At 64.6% G+C, this 19,108-nt stretch carries 18 protein-coding genes; 8 read left to right on the forward strand and 10 right to left on the reverse strand.

Features of this window, described 5'->3' with window-relative positions:
- Positions 1-137: 137 nt before the first annotated feature.
- The gene (locus AB0J47_RS02105; protein ID WP_364339444.1) at positions 138-776 is read left to right on the forward strand and encodes a glyoxalase; all 639 of its coding nucleotides are present in this window, start codon (positions 138-140) and stop codon (positions 774-776) included.
- Here the strand turns inward: AB0J47_RS02105 and AB0J47_RS02110 are convergent.
- The 5 genes from AB0J47_RS02110 to AB0J47_RS02130 all read right to left on the reverse strand — a co-directional run bounded on the left by AB0J47_RS02110 (position 758) and on the right by AB0J47_RS02130 (position 5,644).
- Positions 758-2,407, reverse strand: a complete 1,650-nt coding sequence (locus AB0J47_RS02110; protein WP_364339446.1) for a bifunctional 3'-5' exonuclease/DNA polymerase — start codon at positions 2,405-2,407, stop codon at positions 758-760. The genes AB0J47_RS02105 and AB0J47_RS02110 overlap by 19 nt on opposite strands.
- 117 nt (positions 2,408-2,524) lie before the next feature.
- Positions 2,525-3,391, reverse strand: coding sequence for a class II glutamine amidotransferase (locus AB0J47_RS02115; RefSeq protein WP_364339448.1), 867 nt, complete (start codon positions 3,389-3,391; stop codon positions 2,525-2,527).
- A gap of 606 nt (positions 3,392-3,997) precedes the next feature.
- Complete coding sequence (locus AB0J47_RS02120; RefSeq protein WP_364339450.1) at positions 3,998-4,693, reverse strand: NAD(P)H-binding protein; 696 nt, start codon at positions 4,691-4,693, stop codon at positions 3,998-4,000.
- A gap of 12 nt (positions 4,694-4,705) precedes the next feature.
- Entirely contained in the window at positions 4,706-4,942 is a 237-nt protein-coding gene (locus AB0J47_RS02125) for a hypothetical protein (RefSeq protein ID WP_364339452.1), read from the reverse strand.
- Positions 4,943-5,218: 276 nt separating this feature from the next.
- The gene (locus AB0J47_RS02130; RefSeq protein WP_364339454.1) at positions 5,219-5,644 is read right to left on the reverse strand and encodes an SRPBCC family protein; all 426 of its coding nucleotides are present in this window, start codon (positions 5,642-5,644) and stop codon (positions 5,219-5,221) included.
- Between the two features lie 226 nt (positions 5,645-5,870).
- Here AB0J47_RS02130 and AB0J47_RS02135 point away from each other — a divergent pair, with 226 nt between their 5' ends.
- The 7 genes from AB0J47_RS02135 to AB0J47_RS02165 all read left to right on the forward strand — a co-directional run bounded on the left by AB0J47_RS02135 (position 5,871) and on the right by AB0J47_RS02165 (position 15,685).
- The gene (locus AB0J47_RS02135; protein ID WP_364339456.1) at positions 5,871-8,897 is read left to right on the forward strand and encodes a glycoside hydrolase family 38 C-terminal domain-containing protein; all 3,027 of its coding nucleotides are present in this window, start codon (positions 5,871-5,873) and stop codon (positions 8,895-8,897) included.
- Between the two features lie 169 nt (positions 8,898-9,066).
- Positions 9,067-9,219, forward strand: a complete 153-nt coding sequence (locus AB0J47_RS02140) for a hypothetical protein (RefSeq protein ID WP_364339458.1) — start codon at positions 9,067-9,069, stop codon at positions 9,217-9,219.
- Between the two features lie 69 nt (positions 9,220-9,288).
- The gene (locus AB0J47_RS02145) at positions 9,289-11,682 is read left to right on the forward strand and encodes an FxsB family cyclophane-forming radical SAM/SPASM peptide maturase (RefSeq protein WP_364339460.1); all 2,394 of its coding nucleotides are present in this window, start codon (positions 9,289-9,291) and stop codon (positions 11,680-11,682) included.
- Positions 11,669-12,823, forward strand: coding sequence for an HEXXH motif-containing putative peptide modification protein (locus tag AB0J47_RS02150; protein WP_364339463.1), 1,155 nt, complete (start codon positions 11,669-11,671; stop codon positions 12,821-12,823). The genes AB0J47_RS02145 and AB0J47_RS02150 overlap by 14 nt, the downstream gene beginning before the upstream one ends.
- Positions 12,824-12,963: 140 nt before the next feature.
- On the forward strand, positions 12,964-14,205 hold the full coding sequence (locus AB0J47_RS02155) for a cytochrome P450 (RefSeq protein WP_364339465.1): 1,242 nt from the start codon (positions 12,964-12,966) through the stop codon (positions 14,203-14,205).
- Between the two features lie 48 nt (positions 14,206-14,253).
- Positions 14,254-15,120 (forward strand): LLM class F420-dependent oxidoreductase, encoded by an 867-nt coding sequence (locus AB0J47_RS02160; protein WP_364339467.1) that lies wholly within the window; start codon positions 14,254-14,256, stop codon positions 15,118-15,120.
- A gap of 106 nt (positions 15,121-15,226) precedes the next feature.
- Positions 15,227-15,685 (forward strand): PaaI family thioesterase, encoded by a 459-nt coding sequence (locus tag AB0J47_RS02165; protein ID WP_364339470.1) that lies wholly within the window; start codon positions 15,227-15,229, stop codon positions 15,683-15,685.
- A gap of 44 nt (positions 15,686-15,729) precedes the next feature.
- On the opposite strand, the gene AB0J47_RS02170 is transcribed toward AB0J47_RS02165, so the two are convergent.
- From AB0J47_RS02170 to AB0J47_RS02190, 5 genes are all read right to left on the reverse strand, one after another.
- Complete coding sequence (locus AB0J47_RS02170) at positions 15,730-16,572, reverse strand: acyl-ACP desaturase (RefSeq protein ID WP_364339472.1); 843 nt, start codon at positions 16,570-16,572, stop codon at positions 15,730-15,732.
- A 9-nt stretch (positions 16,573-16,581) separates the two neighbouring features.
- The gene (locus tag AB0J47_RS02175; protein ID WP_364339474.1) at positions 16,582-17,457 is read right to left on the reverse strand and encodes a class I SAM-dependent methyltransferase; all 876 of its coding nucleotides are present in this window, start codon (positions 17,455-17,457) and stop codon (positions 16,582-16,584) included.
- 64 nt (positions 17,458-17,521) lie between these two features.
- Entirely contained in the window at positions 17,522-17,782 is a 261-nt protein-coding gene (locus tag AB0J47_RS02180) for an acyl carrier protein (RefSeq protein WP_364339476.1), read from the reverse strand.
- Positions 17,779-18,306: a PaaI family thioesterase gene (locus AB0J47_RS02185; RefSeq protein ID WP_364339478.1), complete on the reverse strand. Its 528-nt coding sequence runs from the start codon at positions 18,304-18,306 to the stop codon at positions 17,779-17,781. The genes AB0J47_RS02180 and AB0J47_RS02185 overlap by 4 nt, the downstream gene beginning before the upstream one ends.
- Before the next feature lie 3 nt (positions 18,307-18,309).
- Entirely contained in the window at positions 18,310-19,098 is a 789-nt protein-coding gene (locus AB0J47_RS02190) for a ferritin-like domain-containing protein (RefSeq protein ID WP_364339480.1), read from the reverse strand.
- Positions 19,099-19,108: the final 10 nt, after the last annotated feature.

A 19,108-nucleotide genomic window follows, 5' to 3' on the forward strand; every position in this document is an offset into this window, starting at 1 on the left:
GACTATCACCCGATCATCGGGCGTGTGGGCGATGGCGGTGGGACACAGTCACGGCCCGGATCTGATCCAGAGCGCGGACCGGAAGCGATCAGGAATCGAGAAGCGCCGGTTACGGGGTAGAAAATAGCGTTGCTGACATGAACATCACCGTTAACCAAGCCGCTATCGAATCCGTCATCCTCGAGGTGCCCGACACCGCGGCCGCAGAGGCCTTCTACACCGCCGCGTTCGGTCTCGGCGACAAGCTGCGCGTCCGCGCATCGGAGGCGCCGACGACCGGCTTTCGTGGCTTCATCCTGTCGCTCGTGGTTTCGCAGCCGAGTACCGTCGACAACCTCATCGGCACCGCTGTCGACGCGGGCGCGACGATAGTGAAGCCTGCCAAGAAGAGCTTCTGGGGCTACGGCGGCGTCGTCCAGGCTCCGGATGGGGCGATCTGGAAGATCGCGACGTCGTCGAAGAAGGACACCGGCCCGGCCACCCGTGAGATCGACGATTTCGTGGTTCTGCTCGGGGTCGACGATGTCAAGGCGACCAAGCAGTTCTACGTCGATCGGGGCCTGACCGTGGCAAAGAGCTTCGGCAGCAAGTATGTCGAGTTCGACACCCCCGCATCCTCGATCAAGCTGGCGCTCTACGGACGACGTGCCGCCGCCAAGGATGCCGGTGTGTCCCAGGAGGGAACCGGGTCGCATCGGATCGTCATCGCTGGCAATGCAGGCGCCTTCACCGATCCGGATGGGTTCGCGTGGGAATCTCACTTGGCGTCCCAATAGCACTCCACCACCGCTGTCGTGAACGGGAACCGCACCGGTGTCGTCCCGAAGGCGATCCGGCCTGCGGTCTCGGCCGCGGTCGCGATCATTTCGGCGACCGTCGGGGCTTCCTCGGCGGGGCAGTGCACGATTACCTCGTCGTGTTGGAAGAAGACCAGTTCGGCGCGGAGTCCGGCGTGTGTCATCGCATGACGCACGCCCGCCAGCACCAGCAGGGCCCAGTCGGCGGCGCTGCCCTGCACGACGAAGTTGCGCGTGAAGCGGCCACGAGCACGCGTGGCGGAGGTACTGCCATATCCCTGCGCCTCCGCCTCCGCCTCGGGCGATGCGATGGAGGCTGGCGGGCAGGTGCGGCCCAGCCAAGTGCGCACCAAGCGGCCCTCTTCACCGGCGCGGGCAGCGTCGTCGACGTATGCCACCGCGGCCGGATAACGTCGGCGGAGTTCGGCCATGTGGGTCAGGGCATCGCCGGAGGTCTGGCCGTAGATGGCGCCCAGCAGGGCGATTTTGGCCTGGGCGCGGTCGCCGCCGAAGACACCGGCGTATAGGTCTTCGCCGCGACCGGCAACCTCCATCAATCCCGGGTCGCGGGAGATCGCGGCAAGTACTCGTGGCTCCATTTGGTCGGCGTCGGCGACCACCAGCCGCCATCCCGGGTCCGCGCGTATCGCTTGACGGATCACCTTGGGAATCTGCAGGGCGCCGCCACCATTGGTGGTCCAGCGGCCGGAAACCGTTCCGCCGGGCAGATATTCGGGACGAAAGCGGCCGCCGCGCACCCACTGCTCGAGCCAGGACCAGCCGTGGGCGGTGTACAAGCGGTACAGCGATTTGTACGCGAGCAACGGCGCAACCGCAGGGTGGTCGATCCGCTGGAGCTCCCATTTTCGGGTGGAGGACAACAAGATCCCGACGCGGGCGAAGGCTCTGATGATGTCGTTGGGCAGGTCTGGCCGAACGCGCACACCTTCCCCGAATGCCCGCGACACTTCATCCGCCAACTCCGCCATCCGGCGCGGCTCCATCCCGCCCGGAAACCGCTCACCCAGCAGCTTTTCCAGCAACTCGCGGTGGACGTCGGCGCGCCAGGGTATACCGGTTCGGGACATCTCCGTGGCAACCAGCATGCCCGCCGATTCGGCAGCGAGAAGCAGCCGCATCCGCTCCGGATGTTCGGTCTTCGCCGTGCGTGCTAGCTGACCCGCGTAGACCGCCAGCAGAGCGTCGAACTCATCCGTGCCTGGTGGCAGAGGTACCGGACCCGATTCGAACAGCGATGGCTGGGTCTCGGCGGCACGTGTGGGCGCATCCGGCGGGACAGGCAGGTTGTGCAGTCGTGCCCAGGCCGCCGCCAACGAGCGAGCCTGCCCCGACTGTCCCTCCTCATGTCCGATCAGCAGCGCCTCCGCGGCCTGCACGTCATAGCACCGCTCGACCCGCACCCCCGCCGCCGACAACGGCCGGTAGATCTCGGCCGTGGACCGCCACACCCACCGCTCGACCTCCGGGCGTGAGCGCACTGCCTCGGCTAGCGAGGGCTCACGTACCACTGGTCCCGCGGGCCGACCGTCCTGATCGAGTGGACACAGGCGCGCACCACCGTCGCCCGTTTCCGCCACTGCCCATCTCACGTCGCTGAGTCTTGCACCGGGGACAGACATCCCTCGATAGCGGAGTCGGCCGCTGCCGTGTCGCCGTCGGGGATCTAGGCGCATCCAGCGACGGCCGTCGAGGGGGACGACGGGTGGTCATCGCCCGGACTGGGCTGCCGCGGCGCGGTTATCGAGTTGCGCCAGCGTCAGCGGATGGCGTGGTGCGTGATCCAGTACGGTGCTGGATCGGACGCGCAGGTGGTCGTCGACGTGGAGTAGTTCGCCGGGGGCGAGTGCTCGCCAGCGCGGGTCCTCGTCGGTGCGTTCGCTGGCTACGACGACCGCTGGGAAGTCGCGCAGGTGTCCGCTGCGGGTGCGGATTCCGGCCCGTCCGGCCTGGTCCAGGTGACGATCGCCTTGCGGGCCGCCTGCGGCGCGTTCGAGGACGAAGAGGCCGTGGGTGTCGGGGTAGCGCAGTGCCCATAGGTTTGTCGCCGTGGTGAGTACCAGGTTGAGGGCGTAGACCGGTAGGCGATCCGCGATCCACCTGACGGCGTCGGTGATGCCTGCGGTGACGTCGCCGTCGTGTTGGTCCGTGCGTTGGGTGATCAGTGCGAAGAATCGTTCGGAATCGGTGTCACCGTGTACCAGGTCGAGGTAGTCGCCGAGTTCGGAGTCCAGTTCGTCGAGGCCGTGCAGCACACCGTTGTGGGCGAACAGGCGGCCACGTTGTTCGAATGGGTGGGTGTTGCGTGGTTGCAAGCCGCCTGTGGTGGCGTAGCGGATGTGTGCGACGAACGTCATCGATTCTCGTTCGCGCGCTTCCCGAGCGAATTGGACGTCCTCGTATGCGGCGATGGGTTGTTTCTCCACCAGTGGGGCTTCGTCGGCGGTGAAGGTGCCGAGACCGACGCCATCGGGTTCACGTCTGCTCTGTATCGACAGACTGTCCGGAGCATCCAGCAACCAGAATGTGGCCCGCACTCGCTGCGGTGCGGCCGACAAACCGAACAAGCGACACATGGGACTCCTGCCTGGGCGTTGTCCGCGTGTGATGACTGTCCCGCGATCGTAGTCCCAGGTCAGCCGATCTTTGCGTTCCGGTCCGGAATCCCGGGGTCCGGTCCGGAATTCCTGTCCGGCCGGTGGACCAGGGGGTTCAGGGTGTGAGCCGGTGCGACTTCTCGATCGAGAAGGAGCGCGCTCATATCGTGATCACGACGCATCAGCGCGGGGCGGGCTGTCTGTAAACCGCGTGTGCGCAAGTGATTTCGATCCTGAGGGGGACTGGTTATGTGGGAGTGGAGCAAACATGTCGCCGAGCACGCCGCGGCTGCGGCGTGGACCCGTCGACAGGAGGTGTACCGACCGACGATTTGCGACCCGGAACCTGAGGCTGTACCAGGCAGCACATGTGCCGCGAACGGGGGTTGCGCCGCAGCTGAGGACAACGGTGGGGAAGATTCGACTGACAGTGATGAGCAAGCCGAGCGGGCAGCAGTGCGGCCAATTCCCCTGCTGTCGTGGTCTTTCCGACTCCGAAGGTGCCGTTCAGCCAGATGATCACGTTTTCGAGCGTATCGAGCTCGGCGTCGCAGCAGACGGTGGCGACGCCGAACCCTGGTCGGCTCAACTCTTGGCGAGCGCTTCGCCGCGGATCCACTCGAGCAGGGTCGGGTTGTCGGCGGTGGTGATGACGCCGATGGTGGTGCGGATGTAGCGGTCGTCGTCCAGCAGGGCGAGCATGCTCGCGGCCAGGTCTGCGCGGGCGGTGAACCTGCCGTCGGCGTGGCCCTCGACGACGGTGTAGTCGGTGACCGACGGCAGATGGTAGAGCCCGCTCGGGCGCACGATCGTCCAGTCCAGATCGGTGGCCTGGATCAGGGATTCCATTCGCCGCATGTCGTCGTACAGGGTCTTACCCACCACCCGCGTCACATATGGCAGTAGGACGCGGTTGAACAGGAACCCGCCGTCGGAGTACGGCTGCGGATCGACCCCGCTCGAGCTGACGACGGTGAGCCGACGCACTCGATGCCGTTCCATCGCGGCGACGATATGGGCCACACCACGCGAATAGGTGCTGATAGGTTCCTTACCGGCGGGCACCCCGAGCGTTGACAGCACCGCATCCCGGCCCGCGACAACGGCGTCGACGGCACCCGGATCGAGCACATCGGCACCAACTATCTCGAGCCGATCATGATGCAGCGGAAACGAATCCGGCTGCCGGGTGACCGCGACGACCTCATGTCCGGCGGCGAGCGCCTGGCCGGTCAGCAGGCGGCCGGTGGGACCATTTGCTCCGAAGACTGTGATACGCATGAAGATTGGTCCTTACGACACCAGAGCCGTGCGCAGCGGGGCCAGCGCCCGCGCCCACGCCAACAGCTCGTCGATCAGCCCGTGTACTGCCGCAATGTGCAGCTCACGCGGTTGGAAGTCGGCGGAGTTCACGAAGTCTTCGCGCAGTGTCAGCGCCACCTGCGGCCTCTCGGCATCCTTGACCTTCCTGGCCACCCGGTTCGCCACCGGCGTGCCCGAGTAACCGCTGCCCACAACGACGACCTGCATGTCGGCCTCCTGTTTTTTGGTAACTGGACGAACACAAGACGCTCGCGGCCGCGGTCCTGTAACACCCGCGGCTACGTGACGTGCATCACCGATAGTGGTGTCACAAAGCGGGCGGGACCGGCGTCCTGTGTGTATGGCACAGTCGAGAGCAACGAGTGACGCAGGCGAAGTCGAGCGCCTGGACCCCGCCACCGAGGCGTTCGTCGCGCACCGCAAGCTGCTGTTCACCGTCGCCTACGAGATGCTCGGCTCGGCCGCCGACGCCGAGGACGTCGATCATGTCCGAGCGATGCCGTCCAGTACTGATGCTTCTATCGCCTGTTTCATTTCCTTGATGCCGTATTCGGTGCGGATTCGGATATCGGAGGCGATGGTGTCGGGCAGGATGTCGGTTGTCCAGATCAGGCGGCCGCGCTCACCCTCGCTGTGGACCTCGAAGGATGCGTGGTGGTAGTCCAGGGATGGTCTGGCGCCTTCCATGACGGAGTAGGCCAGGCGGCGGGTTCGGTCGTCGATGGAGATGATCAGTTCCCGGATGACGTGGCCGTCGGGAAAGGTGAGGAAGCGTTCCACGCCCTGGATGCGGGTGTCGGCGACTCGGCCTGGGAGCAGGCGTGTGTGCACGGCGCCGACATCGCGTACCACATCCCAGATGTGTTGTGGGGAAGCATCGATGACGATTTCGGTGCGGATGGTGGCCATGGGTTCGAGTCTTCCTCATCTCGGGTGGAGCCGCGCAGAGCTGCATGTCCGTCGGCGTCGCCGGAGCCGGTTCCGCCTGATCCGATGAACCGAATCTATTGAGCCGTTAAGTAACGGCACGTCAAACAGTGGAAGGGTGGCTGGTGGTTATCGCCCGGAATTTACTGTGGTGTCGGAGAATAGGGCGGTTGGTGATCACTCCTCCGGTCCGATGGGAGCCAGCGCTGTGCACGATGACCGTCGGTTGATCGAAAGCCGCCTCGGGCGGGTTCTTACAGAGCGGATCGTTCCGGCGATATATCCGGAATCGGTGCCGCTGCGGGCGTCGATCTGGGTCGCGCCGGATGAGCCGGTGCCGGTTGCCGAGGGCTTGGCCGCGCCCCGGACGCCTATCGAATCCGGTGCCAGGTGGGGCGCACCCTGGGGGACCAGCTGGTTGACGGTCGAAGCCACGGTTCCTACCGAGTGGGCGGGCAAAACCGTCGAGGCGATTATCGATCTGGGTTTCGACCGGAATATGACGGGCTTTCAATGCGAGGGTCTGGTCTATCGGTCGGACGGATCGCCGGTGAAGGGGCTGCATCCGCGCAACCAGTGGGTGCGGGTGGCGTCCCCGGCGGTCGGTGGCGAGCAGGTGTTGTTGCATGTCGAGGCGGCTTCGAATCCGATCATCCCCTTCTTTGCGCCGATGGCTCTCGGTGACAAGTCCACAGCTGATGACGAGCCGCAATACCGGCTGGGCCGAATGGATCTCGCGGTTTTCGACGACGAGGTATGGCAGCTGGTACAGGACTTGGAGGTCCTCGGCGAGCTGATGCACGAGCTGCCCGAGGAGCCTGCTCGCCGCTATGACATCGTGCGTGCGATCGAGCACGCACTCGATACCGTCGATCTGCGGGACGTGAACGCCACCGCCACGGCGGCGCGTGAATGCCTGGTCGATGTGCTGGCGAAGCCCGCGGTACCGTCCGCGCATACGATTTCCGCGGTCGGGCACGCCCATATCGATACAGCGTGGCTGTGGCCGCTGCGCGAGACGGTGCGCAAGGTCGCGCGTACGACCGCGAATATGACCGCGTTGCTGGCCGACGAGCCCGAGTTCATCTATGCGATGTCTCAAGCCGCGCAGTACGACTTCATCAAGCGGCACCGTCCCGAGGTCTACGAGCGGGTCGAACAGGCGGTATCGGAGGGGCGGTTCGTACCCACCGGCGGGATGTGGGTCGAGGCGGATACGAATATGCCGGGCTCGGAGGCGATGGCGCGGCAGTTCGTGCATGGTAAGCGGTTCTTTCTGGCGGAATTCGGTGTCGAGAACGAAGAGGCTTGGCTGCCCGACACCTTCGGGTTCGCCGCCGGGCTACCGCAGATCATCAAGGCGGCCGGTTCGAAATGGCTACTGACACAAAAGATTTCGTGGAGCCAGATCAATCAGTTTCCGCACCATACCTTTCTTTGGGAGGGGATCGACGGCACCCGGATCTTCACCCACTTCCCGCCGGTCGATACCTACAATTGCTCGATGCACGGGCGTGAGATCGCCCATGCCGCACGGAATTTCAAAGAAAAAGGCCGCGCGTCGATGTCACTCGCCCCGACCGGCTGGGGTGACGGCGGTGGCGGTACGACACGGGAGATGATCGCCAAGGCCGCCAGGATGGCCGACCTCGAGGGTTCGCCGAAAGTGCTGTGGGACTCCCCATCCGGCTTCTTCGTCAAGGCCGAGGCCGAATACGAGAACCCGCCGGTATGGGTGGGGGAGCTGTATCTCGAGTTGCACCGCGGCACGTTGACCAGTCAGGCGAAGACCAAGCAGGGAAACCGGCGCAGTGAGCACCTGCTGCGGGAAGCCGAGCTGTGGGCCGCCACCGCGGCGGTGCGCAAGAACCTCGAGTACCCGTACGCGGCATTGGACCGGATCTGGAAGACGGTGCTGCTGAACCAGTTTCACGATATTTTGCCCGGCTCTTCGATCGCATGGGTGCACCGTGAGGCGGAGCGGACGTACGCGGCGGTGGCCGAAGAATTGACGGGAATTATCGAGCGGTCGCAATGGGTGCTCGGCGGTGAGCGGGCGGGGCCGAATGTGTTCAACCCGACGCCGCACACCTGGCGATCGGTTCCGGCCGGTGCGGCGGCTGCGATGGATGCGGGTGACCCGTGCTCGGTGGTCGAGCGTGCGGGTGGCGGGTTCGTCCTCGACAACGGCCTGGTGCGGATCGAGGTGGACGCGCGCGGCCTCGTCATATCGGTATTCGACCTCGACCATCAGCGCGAGACGTTGCCACCGGGTTCGGCCGCGAATCTGTTGCAGCTGCACCCGGATTTCCCGAATTCTTGGGACGCTTGGGATGTCGATCTCTTCTACCGAAACCGGGTCACCGACCTTACCGAAGCGGAATTCGTTGCAGTAGAAACGGATTCGAAGGGCGCGGCGGTGGTGCGGGTCGGCCGCTCATTCGGGTCTTCCAAGGTCGAGCAGTCCCTGACACTGCGGGCGGGCGCGCTCGGACTGGATATCGACACCACCGTCGACTGGTACGAGACCGAGAAAATTCTCAAACTCGCCTTCCCCCTGGACATTCACGCCGACCGATATGCGTCCGAGACCCAGTTCGGGCATATCTTCCGGCCCACCCACACCAACACCAGTTGGGAGTACGCGAAGTTCGAGGCCTGCAATCACCGCTTCGTCCACTTCGCCGAGCCCGGCTGGGGTGTGGCGCTCGTCAACGACTCCACCTACGGCCACGACGTCACTCGAACCGTTCGCGCCGATGGTGCAACGACGACAACATTCCGGTTTTCACTGCTGCGGGCACCGCGATTTCCGGATCCGGAGACCGACCAGGGTACGCACCACTTCCGGCACGCACTGCTCCCGGGCGCTTCGATCGCGGATGCGGTGCGTGCGGGCTATCGCATCAACCTCGCGACCTCGCGCCCCGGTGTCGCCGAATCGGTTGAGCCACTGTTCATTATCGACAATGACGCGGTGGTGACCAGCGCCGTCAAACTCGCCGACGACGGCAGTGGCGATGTCGTGCTCCGCGTCTACGAGGCTCACGGTGGCCGAGCCTCGGCGCTGGTCACCGCAGGTTTCGGTGTCGCTGGGTTCCACACCTGCGATCTACTCGAACGCCCGCTGCGAACAGACGCCGCCGCTGTGCCCGAGGGCGCTGGAGTTCGCTTGCGGCTGCGGCCTTTCCAACTCGTCACCCTTCGGTTCGCCCGTTCCGCTGAAGGCGGGTGAACATCGGTCGGTACGGCCGCGCCTGGACCGGCACGCACTGGTCGAGTTGCTATCTCGGGCGACGCCACCAACGCCTGACTGGACTCTCAAAACTGGGAAGGGCCGCAACAGCTATTTCGTATCATTTGACATGAGCGACAAACGATTTCGCTCGTTAGGAGAATTACTGATGAAGTCAACCAACCGCACCGTGGTGTCCGCTGTGTCTGACCTGCGGGGCACTCCGCTCGGGCAGCTTTCGGGGCAGAGCCTGACGGACCTGCTGGCGAATCTGGCCAACTCCTCGACCACCGGTATTTCGTTCAGCTCCGCTCTGATCTGATCTGATCAGGTATTCACCGTCGATACCGGCTGGCCCGTGAACCGTAAACCGCTTCCCTTTCGTCAGTTTGTGATCAAGGTGCACAGCCGGTGCGATTTGGCGTGCGATCACTGCTATATGTATGAGCACGTCGACCAATCCTGGCGTGGCCGCCCGATGGGGCTCGCCCCGGAGGCGGCCACCAGGATTGCGTTCCGCATCGCCGAACATGCGGCGGCCCATGGGCTGCCCGAGGTCGCCATCGTGCTGCACGGCGGCGAACCGCTGTTGCTCGGTGTGGACCGGACCAGGCAATTCCTGGCTGGGCTGCACGCGGCCATCGCTCCGGTGGCCCGCCTGAATCTGCATATCCATACCAACGCGATCCTGCTCAGCGAGGCATACCTCGACCTGTTCACCGAATACCATGTGCGGGTTGGTGTTTCGCTGGACGGCGATCGCACCGCCAACGACCGGCACCGGCTGTACCGCAACGGACGCAGCAGTTATGACCAGGTGATCGCGAGCCTCGAGCTGTTGCGTAAGCCGCAGTACCGCCCGCTGTATTCCGGTCTGCTGTGCACGGTGGATATCGCCAACGATCCGATCGCCGTTTATCGCGGGCTGCTGGAGCAGGAACCGCCACGCATGGATCTCCTACTGCCGCACTCGAATTGGGAGCATCAGCCGCCTGGCTTGCGGATACCACGTGACCCGGAGAATCCGACGCGGGGTGGTGGCGAGTACGCGCAATGGCTCATCGCCATGTTCGACGCATGGAATGCCGACGGGCGACCAGTGCCGTTGCGCACCTTCGAATCGGTGGTGGCGGCCATGTACGGCCGTCCGAGTACCGCTGAGGCCATCGGACTGGATCCGGTGGATCTGCTGGTGATCGAAACCGATGGCACACTCGAGCAGGTCGATTCGCTCAAAACCGCCTTCGAAGGCGCCGCGGCGACCGGACTGAACGTATGGGACAACAGCCTCGACGAGGCCGCCGTGCTCCCGGGAATCACCGTGCGTCGCGACGGCATCGATGGCGTCAGCGCCACGTGCCGGTCCTGTGACGTGGTTCAGGTCTGCGGTGGTGGCTTCTATCCGCATAGATACCGCCCGGGCGCGGACTTCGACAACCCGTCCGTCTATTGCGCCGATCTGAAGGAGATGATCGATCACGTGGCCGAGTCCGAAGCCGCAGCGGGTAGAGGCGGCGCGCAAACCTCCGCACATGACGCCGTTGCGGCGGCGCACAGCTTGTCCGATGACGAATTCGACCAACTGGCAGCCGGTTTCGGTGACGCGGCCACGGTGCGCTGGCTGGCGCAGGCGCAATCTTCGCTGCAACGCGAATTGTTGGCCGCGGTGGGCCGATTCGGTCCACAGGATGACGAAAGATTCACGGCCGCATGGGATGTGCTCGTCTCGCTGGACGCTTCGGCTCCCGAAGCGGTGGCCGCGGTGCTCGCCCATCCGTACACCCGGGTGTGGGCCATCGCCCTGCTGGAGGGGGTGAGCAAGGGCGAGACGGCGGCCGAGGATGTCTATCACCTGCAAGCGGTCGCCGCGAGTGCGGCGCTGCACGCGGGTAGGGACTTGCGGCTGCCGGTGCCCGTGCGCGATGGCCTCGCACCACTTCCGACCTTCGGTGCACTGAAAGCTGGTGTCGACGAACAGGTTTGGATAGACACCGGCTCGGCCGAGGAACTGGATCTGCTACACCCATTGCGTAGGCTGACGGCCACCGACCTGACCGTCCCGCTGGAGGACACCGACCCTTACCGCGTCGGCCACAGCTATGCCGCCGATCGGCTCAGCGATGCCGAGGCGCACCGGTGGCAGCTCGCCTTCGCCGAGGGCATCGACTTCATCGACACACATCTGCCCATATACGCGCCAGGCCTGCGCGTCGGCTTACGCGCGGTCATGCCGATGGAGCCGGATGAGAAATACGACCGAAGTGCTTCCATGCGACTGGCTTTCGGCGCTGTGGGCATCGGGTTGCGACGGGCGCTGGTATCGGCGGCACTGCCGCTGATCCACGAATTCCAGCACGTGAAGATGGGCGCCATCCTCGACATGTTCGAATTGTTCGACCGCTCCGATACGGCGCTGCGGTATTACGCACCGTGGCGGCCGGATCCGCGTCCGATCGAGGGGCTGTTGCAGGGCACCTACGCGCATATCGGCGTGACCGACTTCTGGCGGGTGCATCGTGCACAGGCCGAGGGAGCGCAGCGTCAGGAGTCGGAGCGGGAATTCGTGCGGTGGCGCATGATGACCGCGGAAGCGATTCGCCAACTTCAGGAATCCGGATCACTGACCCCGCTGGGGGAGCGGTTCGTCGCGGGCATGAGTGCGACGGTGCAGCGATGGCTCGCCGAATCGGTGGATTCAGCCGCGGAAACTACTGCCGTGCGTGCCGCCCGAGCGCACCGCGCCGCATTCGATGAGCGCATGAAGGTCAGCCGTGACCGCGATTGAGGCGCATAGTCTGTCGGAGAATCAATTCGCGCAGCTGGCAGCGGGTTTCGGTGATACAGCAACGGTCGGTTGGCTGGTGCAGGCCCAAGCGTCGGTGCAACGTGAATTGTTGGCGGCGGTAGGCGGGTTCGGCCCGCACGACGATCCGCGCTTCGCCGCCGCGTGGGATGTGTTGGTGGGTTTGGACGCATCGGCACCGGATGCGGTGGCGGCGGTGCTCGCACATCCCTACACCCGGGTGTGGGCGTCGGCACTGCTCGAAAACATCAGTCGCGGGGAGTTCGTCGCCGCGGATGTCTATCACCTGGAGTCGATTGCGGCCAGCGCCGCGCTGCTGGCAGGTGCGGATCTGCGACTTCCGGTGCCGGTGCGCGACGGTATGGCGCCATTGCCGATGTTCGGTGCGTTGCGGGCCTCCGAGCGGGTGTGGATCGATACCGGTCGGGAGCTCGCGTTGGCCGAGGCGGTGCGCAAACTGACCTACGGCGAGCTGACCGTGACATTGGAAGACACGGATCCCTATCGGGCGCTGCCCTATCTCGGCAGCGAAATTCACCCGACCGGGCGGTTGAGCGATGCGGAGGCCGAGCTCTGGCAGCAGGCATTCGGGGGCGCTGTCGAATTCCTCGAAGCGCATCTGCCTGCCTATATGCCCGGCTTGCGCGTGGGTCTGTGCACGATATTGCCGCTGCAACCGGATGGCCCGACCGACCGAAGCGCCTCGGCCAGGCTGGCATTCGGTGCGGTAGGTATCGCGGCCCGACACCTGGATCCGCAATCACTCGCCGAACTGCTGGTACACGAATTCCAGCACGTGAAGCTCGGCGCGATGATGGATGCCTTCGAACTGTACGACCGCGCCGATATCGACCCGCGCTACCACCCACCGTGCTTTTCGCATCCACGCCCGATCGAAGGCCTTCTGCACAGCACCTATGCTCACCTCGCCATCACCGACTTCCGGCGCGTCCAGCGCACCATCGCGACCGGAGCCGCCGCCGAGGCCGCCGAGCGTCGTTACGTCGAGGCCCACACGCTCACCGTCGAAGGTATTACCCAGTTGGAGGCCGCCGCATCCCTCACCCCCTTGGGCCACACCATCGTCGCCGCCATGCGAACCAGGGCTGATTTGGACCGATGACCATCATGCGTCGGTGTAGGCGGTCTCTCGGGTGATGCCACCACCGGCGCACGGCCATTTATTTGCGTTCGGGGTGCGGTGGGGCGGGGTGAGTGCATAGGCTCACGGAGTTTGTCTGTTCGAATGCCTGGAGTTTCTCGATGACGATGCCGTCTTCGGCGCACGGCCGTGCACCGTTCACTTCGCCGATCGATACCGATGGGCCGCGGGTGGCGTTGTATACGCCGGAGTTCGCGACGGATCCGCATCGGGCGTATCGGGAGATGCGGGAGCGGTATGGGGCGCTGGTGCCGGTGGATCTGGCGCCGGGGGTGCCCGCCACACTGGTGGTCAGCTACTACTCCGCACTGCAGATCCTCAACGACCCGGATCATTTTCCGGCCGATCCGCGCACCTGGCAGCGGAGTGTGGCCGCCGAATGCCCGGTGCTGCCGATGATGCAGTGGCGACCGAATGCCTTGCGCAATGCTGGTGAAGCACATGCCAGGTATCGGCAGGCCAATGTCGCGGGCCTGGAGAAGGTCGATCAGTACCGACTGCACGAGACGGTGGCGAAACTCGCTATTCCGCTGATCAATTCGTTCTGCGCCGACGGGTCGGCGGATCTGGTGCGCCAGTACGCGTTTCCGCTCGCCTTCGCGGTGCTCAACGCCATGCTCGGCTGTCCGGCCGATATCGCACAGCAGGCCGCCACCGGTATGGCCGCGATCTTCGAGGGCATCGATGCCGAGCACGGCAATCAGTTACTGGCTGGGGCAATGCTGGAGTTGACCCAGCTCAAGCGTGCCGAGCCCCGCGACGACATCACCACGCGGATGCTGCGGCACGCGGCGGCACTCAGCGATATCGAAATGGTGCATCAGCTCGGCACGCTGTACGGCGCGGGTATTGAGCCGCAACAGAATCTGATCATCAACACCCTCCTGCTGATCCTCACCGACGAGCGGTTTGGCGGCAGTGTGCTCGGCGGAACGTTGTCCACCAGGGACGCGCTAGACGAGGTGTTGTTCAACGATCCGCCGATGGCGAATTTCTGCTTCAGCTTTCCGCGCCAGCCGATCCTCGTCGACGATGTCTGGCTACCCGCCCATCAGCCGGTCGTCATCAGCATCGCCGCCTGCAATACCGACCCGGCGATCGTCGCGAATCAGTACGCGGGCAATCGCTCCCATCTGTCCTGGGGCGCCGGACCACACGTGTGCCCCGCGAATTCGATGGCCTACCTGATCGCGCAGGACGCCATCGACCAACTACTCGACGCGTTGCCCGAGATCCGCCTAGCGGTGCCGCACGAACAGTTGACCTGGCGGCCGGGACCGTTCCACCGCGCACTCACCGCACTCCCGATCACCTTCCCGCCTTCCCCGCCACTGCTGTCCTAGGACCGGCGATGCCTCCCCGACACGCGCCGGGCGTGTCAGGCTCGGCTCATGCGACTGAGTATTTCCCTCGCCGACTTCACCTGGCCGGATTCGCCGGACGCGATCGGTCCGCGGGTCGACCGGATTTCGCGCGCCGCCGATCAGTCCGGGCTCGACTCGGTATTCGTCATGGATCACCTATTCCAGATCGGTTCGAACGGCCCGGCGGAACACGACATGCTCGAGGCCTATGCCGCGCTGGGATATATCGCTGCGCGGACCGAGCGAGTCCGGTTCGGTGCTTTGGTCACCGCCGTCAGCTACCGGGATCCGGGGCTACTGATCAAGAGCGTCACGACCCTCGACGTGCTCTCCGGTGGCCGCGCCTGGCTCGGCATCGGCGCGGCATGGAATGGCGATGAAGCCGCGGGTCTGGGCCTGTTCTTCCCGCCGACCTCCGAGCGATACGAGCGACTCGAGGAGACGCTGCGAATCGCGAAGCAGATGTGGACGGGCTCCGAAGAGCCTTTCCACGGAGAGCATTACACCCTCGAACGCCCGCTCAACGTACCCAATGCGCTGACCCGCCCGCACCCGCCGATCATGATCGGCGGTCAAGGCGAGCGAAAGACACTGCGCCTGGTTGCCCAATACGCCGACGCCTGCAACCTCTTCGGCGGATCCGTCGACACCGTCGCAGCCAAACTCGAAGTCCTGCGGGGACATTGCCGAGCCGTCGGCCGTCCATATGCGGACATCGAAAAGACCATGGTCGCGTACTGGTATCCAGATAAATCGGTTAGCGAACAGGCGGATTCATTCGCCCGCTTCGCCGAGGTCGGCATACAGCACGTCGTACTCGGCCGCCCCGGCCCGTTCGTGGACGAGGACTTCGAGCAGATCGCCGAATTGGTACACGCTGTCGCCGACCTCTGATTTCGATCAGCCGATCGAAGCTCGGTATGCAGTGGGAGGTGGCCAGGTGGAGTTCACCGGGCGCTGGTCGAATGGGGTGGCATTGTTCGCCAGGGAGGAAGAGTCCATGACCAGCATTGATACTCATACCGTCGCCAACCGCGTCGAGGAATTGACGACCGTATTCGAGCGGGGGCTGCAGGAGAATCTGGGGGTCGGCGCGTCGCTGGGGATTCGGCTGGAGACCGCGGGGGACGGGTACACGCGGTACTACCTGGATCCCAATCCGGCCACCATCAATGCCATGTTCACCGTGCACGGCGGGGTGATCGCGACGCTGATGGATACCGCGATGGGCAGTGCGGTCTTCACGAAACTCGGTGACGGCGTGGCCTATACGACGTTGGAGCTGAAGGTGAATTTCATTCGGTCGGTGACATTGGACGGATCGCGACTCACGTGTGAAGCCAATGCGATTCACCTCGGGCGTCGCACCGCGACGGCGGAGGGGCGGATCGTGGATGCGAACGGCAAGTTGATCGCACATGGTTCGACCACGATTCTGGTGCTGAATCAGGAGCAGTGAAGCAAATAGCCCTGCCTCCGAGTATGTGGAGGCAGGGCCATTTATCAGGCCAGCGCGTTGCACTCGCCGATGAAGCGAACCAATTCGTCGAGCCGGTCGGATCTGGCATCTACCGTCCGGTCGATCACCTTCACCAGATGCTCATAGGCCTCGGTGTGGTCGTAGGAGGCCACATCGGCGATCTTCAGTGCCCACCGCCAGTAGCCGCGCATGGTATCGGCCAGTGGCATGCGGAAATTGGCGATGACATCGCGGATCGGTTCTACCGTCGCATCGCCCTGCACCCGCAGATAGCGCCCTACCACATCGGCCATGAAGCTGAAATGCCTTGCTTCGTCACGGGATAACCGTGCCAGTACCGCCGCGAGAACAGGTTCGTCGACCACATCGCGCAGGTGCTGGTAGTACATCTGCGTCGCCTTCTCCTGCACCAGCGCATAGGCGAAGAACTGCACCGGATGGTCGTAGGGCAGATCGAACGGCTTCTGTCCTTCGATCGCCAATTCTTCACGGAGAGACCGGCGTTCGGCGAGGCCGGACGCTTCCTGGTATCGAGTGAGGGCGCGTGCGTGGGTGTCCTCCTCCAGCGCCCATCGCGCGGTGAAGTGGTAGAGCTCGCGGTTGTGGATGAAGGTGGCCCGATCCACGGTGTCGTCTACCGGGAAATGCCGGTGGTACACGTCGAAATAGCCGGGCAGATGGTCCTCGATGAGGGTGACGAACTGCACCGCCGAGCGCTGCCCCTCGGTGAGCCGATCCGCATCCGCGAGCGACCAGTCGAAGGCGGTCTCCACATCCCAGGCCCGCGCGGCCGGGGAGGCGGCGAGGAAGCCGTCGACCGCGGCCGCCACTTCGTCGACCGGAATCAGTGCTGACTTCATATTCATCTGCCTCTCCTACCGGGCATTGCGACAGGTCAGCGCGTAATGCTTGGTCGTATAACCCCATCCGGCATTGGCGATCTCCAGGTAGTGCCGCAGCTTCGCGGCGTGCCCCGGACCGTGCGCGTCGATGCGTTCGGCGGCCGCGTCCACATTGGCGATCCAGTCGTCGATGGTGCGGCGGTAGTGCTCGGTGAGATCGTCCACCGCGATGATCGAGAAACCGGCGTCCTCGGCGGCGGTCAGCAACTCCGACAGTGGGCGTAGATCACCCCAGCCGAATATGTCCTCGCGGACGAACTCGGTGCCGACGCGGGTGTCGAAGGCATTGCGGGCGGCGGCATTTCGGAAACAGCTCTCCGAGACATAGAGTGTGCCACCACGCCGCAGCACCGACCGTGCGCGCCGGAAGACCGCGCCGAGGTCGGGCATGTGCACGATCGAGCCGAGCAGGGTCACCGCGTCGAAGCTGCGAACCGGCAGGTCGAGCTCTTCGAAGTGGCCGACCCTGGTGTGCACCCGTTCGGTGACACCACGTGCGAGGGCCTGTTCGGCGATGTACTCGTGCTGGCGCGGTGCCGGGCTGACTCCCATTGTGTCGCAACCGAATTCCTCGGCCATGAACAGGATCAGCGAACCCCAACCGCATCCGACATCGAGCAGTCGCTCCCCGCCGCGCAATCCGAGCCGATCGGCGACGAAGCGCAGCTTCTGCCGCTGCGCTTGTTCGAGGGTTTCGGTGTTTACCCGCCCCGCCGACTCCGTTGGCTGCCGTCCCACAGTCGGCGAGTTGTACAGCGCCGAACTGTATTTACGCAGCGGATCGAGGAACTGGCCGAAGATATCCGGATCCAGGTCGTAGTGCTGGTTGGTATCGGCCGTGACAGTCATGGCTGCACCTCGCTAGCGGTCGGCTTCGCCATGACTGCTCGAGCTGTGTCTTTGGTTCGCACGCTCATGACTGCACCTCGTGCAGGGCCCGATCGACCACCTTGACGACATCGGCGAGCGTGGCGAGACCGAAGACATCCTGGTCCTCCAGTTCGACGTCGTAGGTGCGTTCGATCTTGGCGACCATGCGCAGCACGCGCACCGAATCGACACCCGCCATACCGCGCAGGTCGACGTCGGGTCGTAGGTCGGCCTCGGCGATGCCGGTCTCGGTGGCGGCGATATCGGTGACGGTGCGCAGGATGTCGTCGGCGGTGCGGGTCATTGTTGGACTCCATTCGAAGAGAGGGCATTCGCCGTGGTCAATGCGTGCGAGAGCAGGGCGACCTCGTCGTCGCGGAGGGTGAGTTGATGGCGGACCGCATCGAGTTCGAACGGCTGATAGGCCGCGCTGGAGGTGGCGCACACGCTGCCCTCGGCGTCCAGGATCTCGGCCGATGCCTGAATCGGCTGCTCGGAATCGGATAGCGTTGCCACACAGTGGTATTCGTGGTCGATCAGCAGCGGCGAGATGAACCGGGTTCGCTGGGAGACCGTGAATGCGGGATGGTGGCGGGCCAGCACGATCAGATTGCCCATCACCTCATCGCAGATCACGCCGATGAGTCCGCCGTGCACCACGCCCGGATAGGACTCGAAGCTGCGTCCGAGCCGGAACCGGGCCTGCAGACCGTCCCGATGCGGTTCGAACTCGAGCCGCAGCCCGGATGCGTTGTGCGGGGAGCAGCCGAAGCAGTGGTAGTCCGGAATCACCGACCATGGCACCTGAACCGAACTATGTCGCTCCATGAGCTAGGCGATCGCGTCGGCGAGGGCCCGGCGGACCCTCGCGTTGGAGGACAGGTCGAGGCCGGTCATATTGGCGAAGGTGCGACGCACCTTGTCGTGCAGCACATCCAGCTCGCCCTCGGCGGCGACCTGTTCGAGGAACAGATCGAATCCGGTGTCGATGGTCTCGTGGTCGCCGAGTTCGCTGATGCCCGCCTTGAAGGTGCTCACCGGATGCTTGATCTTGGCCTCGGAGCTGTAGACGTAGAGGGTCTCCAACACCGAGGGCAGTTCCTCGGGCCGCTGCTGCAGCCGTTTGGTGGCGTAGTGGATGAATTCGCGGGCATGTCCGGCCTCATCGCGACTCGCATTGAGCAGCAGGCCCTTCAGCACCGGTTCCTGCACCCAGTTCGCGACGGCGCGGTAAATGTGGTTCACCGTGAGTTCGGAGATGATATTCGTGGCCAGGGTGGCCGAGGGGGTGGTGCCGGGCGCGTACGGCTCGCGCATGGAGTCGACGGCCTTCTCGTCCACGCTCTCGCCGACCGCGCCGAGCCAGGAGCGAAAAGCATAGTGGTGCTGCACTTCCTGATAGCCCCACACCACGGCGAAGGTGGAGAAGTCGTAGTCGTCGACGAATTCGTTCATGAAGCCGTGGACCGCGGCGATGACATTGGATTCGCCCATCGTCGCGCTCTTGGCCAGCGTCACGTATTCGGGCCGCACCAATGCGCGGTCGACGACATCGAGGTCCAGATCGGTCAGCCGCCAATGCAGGCGCTCGTAGTGACGGAAGACGTCATAGCTGTGCACAGGAGACTCC

This window comes from Nocardia sp. NPDC049737 (genome assembly GCF_040674755.1).
Lineage (GTDB): Bacteria > Actinomycetota > Actinomycetes > Mycobacteriales > Mycobacteriaceae > Nocardia.

Coding starts and splice junctions, on each gene's coding strand:
- AB0J47_RS02105 (WP_364339444.1), top strand. CDS start 138: ATGAACATCACCGTTAACCAAGCCGCTATCGAATCCGTCATCCTCGAG.
- AB0J47_RS02115 (WP_364339448.1), bottom strand. CDS start 3,391: ATGTGTCGCTTGTTCGGTTTGTCGGCCGCACCGCAGCGAGTGCGGGCC.
- AB0J47_RS02120 (WP_364339450.1), bottom strand. CDS start 4,693: ATGCGTATCACAGTCTTCGGAGCAAATGGTCCCACCGGCCGCCTGCTG.
- AB0J47_RS02125 (WP_364339452.1), bottom strand. CDS start 4,942: ATGCAGGTCGTCGTTGTGGGCAGCGGTTACTCGGGCACGCCGGTGGCG.
- AB0J47_RS02130 (WP_364339454.1), bottom strand. CDS start 5,644: ATGGCCACCATCCGCACCGAAATCGTCATCGATGCTTCCCCACAACAC.
- AB0J47_RS02140 (WP_364339458.1), top strand. CDS start 9,067: ATGAAGTCAACCAACCGCACCGTGGTGTCCGCTGTGTCTGACCTGCGG.
- AB0J47_RS02155 (WP_364339465.1), top strand. CDS start 12,964: ATGACGATGCCGTCTTCGGCGCACGGCCGTGCACCGTTCACTTCGCCG.
- AB0J47_RS02160 (WP_364339467.1), top strand. CDS start 14,254: ATGCGACTGAGTATTTCCCTCGCCGACTTCACCTGGCCGGATTCGCCG.
- AB0J47_RS02165 (WP_364339470.1), top strand. CDS start 15,227: ATGACCAGCATTGATACTCATACCGTCGCCAACCGCGTCGAGGAATTG.
- AB0J47_RS02170 (WP_364339472.1), bottom strand. CDS start 16,572: ATGAATATGAAGTCAGCACTGATTCCGGTCGACGAAGTGGCGGCCGCG.
- AB0J47_RS02175 (WP_364339474.1), bottom strand. CDS start 17,457: ATGACTGTCACGGCCGATACCAACCAGCACTACGACCTGGATCCGGAT.
- AB0J47_RS02180 (WP_364339476.1), bottom strand. CDS start 17,782: ATGACCCGCACCGCCGACGACATCCTGCGCACCGTCACCGATATCGCC.
- AB0J47_RS02185 (WP_364339478.1), bottom strand. CDS start 18,306: ATGGAGCGACATAGTTCGGTTCAGGTGCCATGGTCGGTGATTCCGGAC.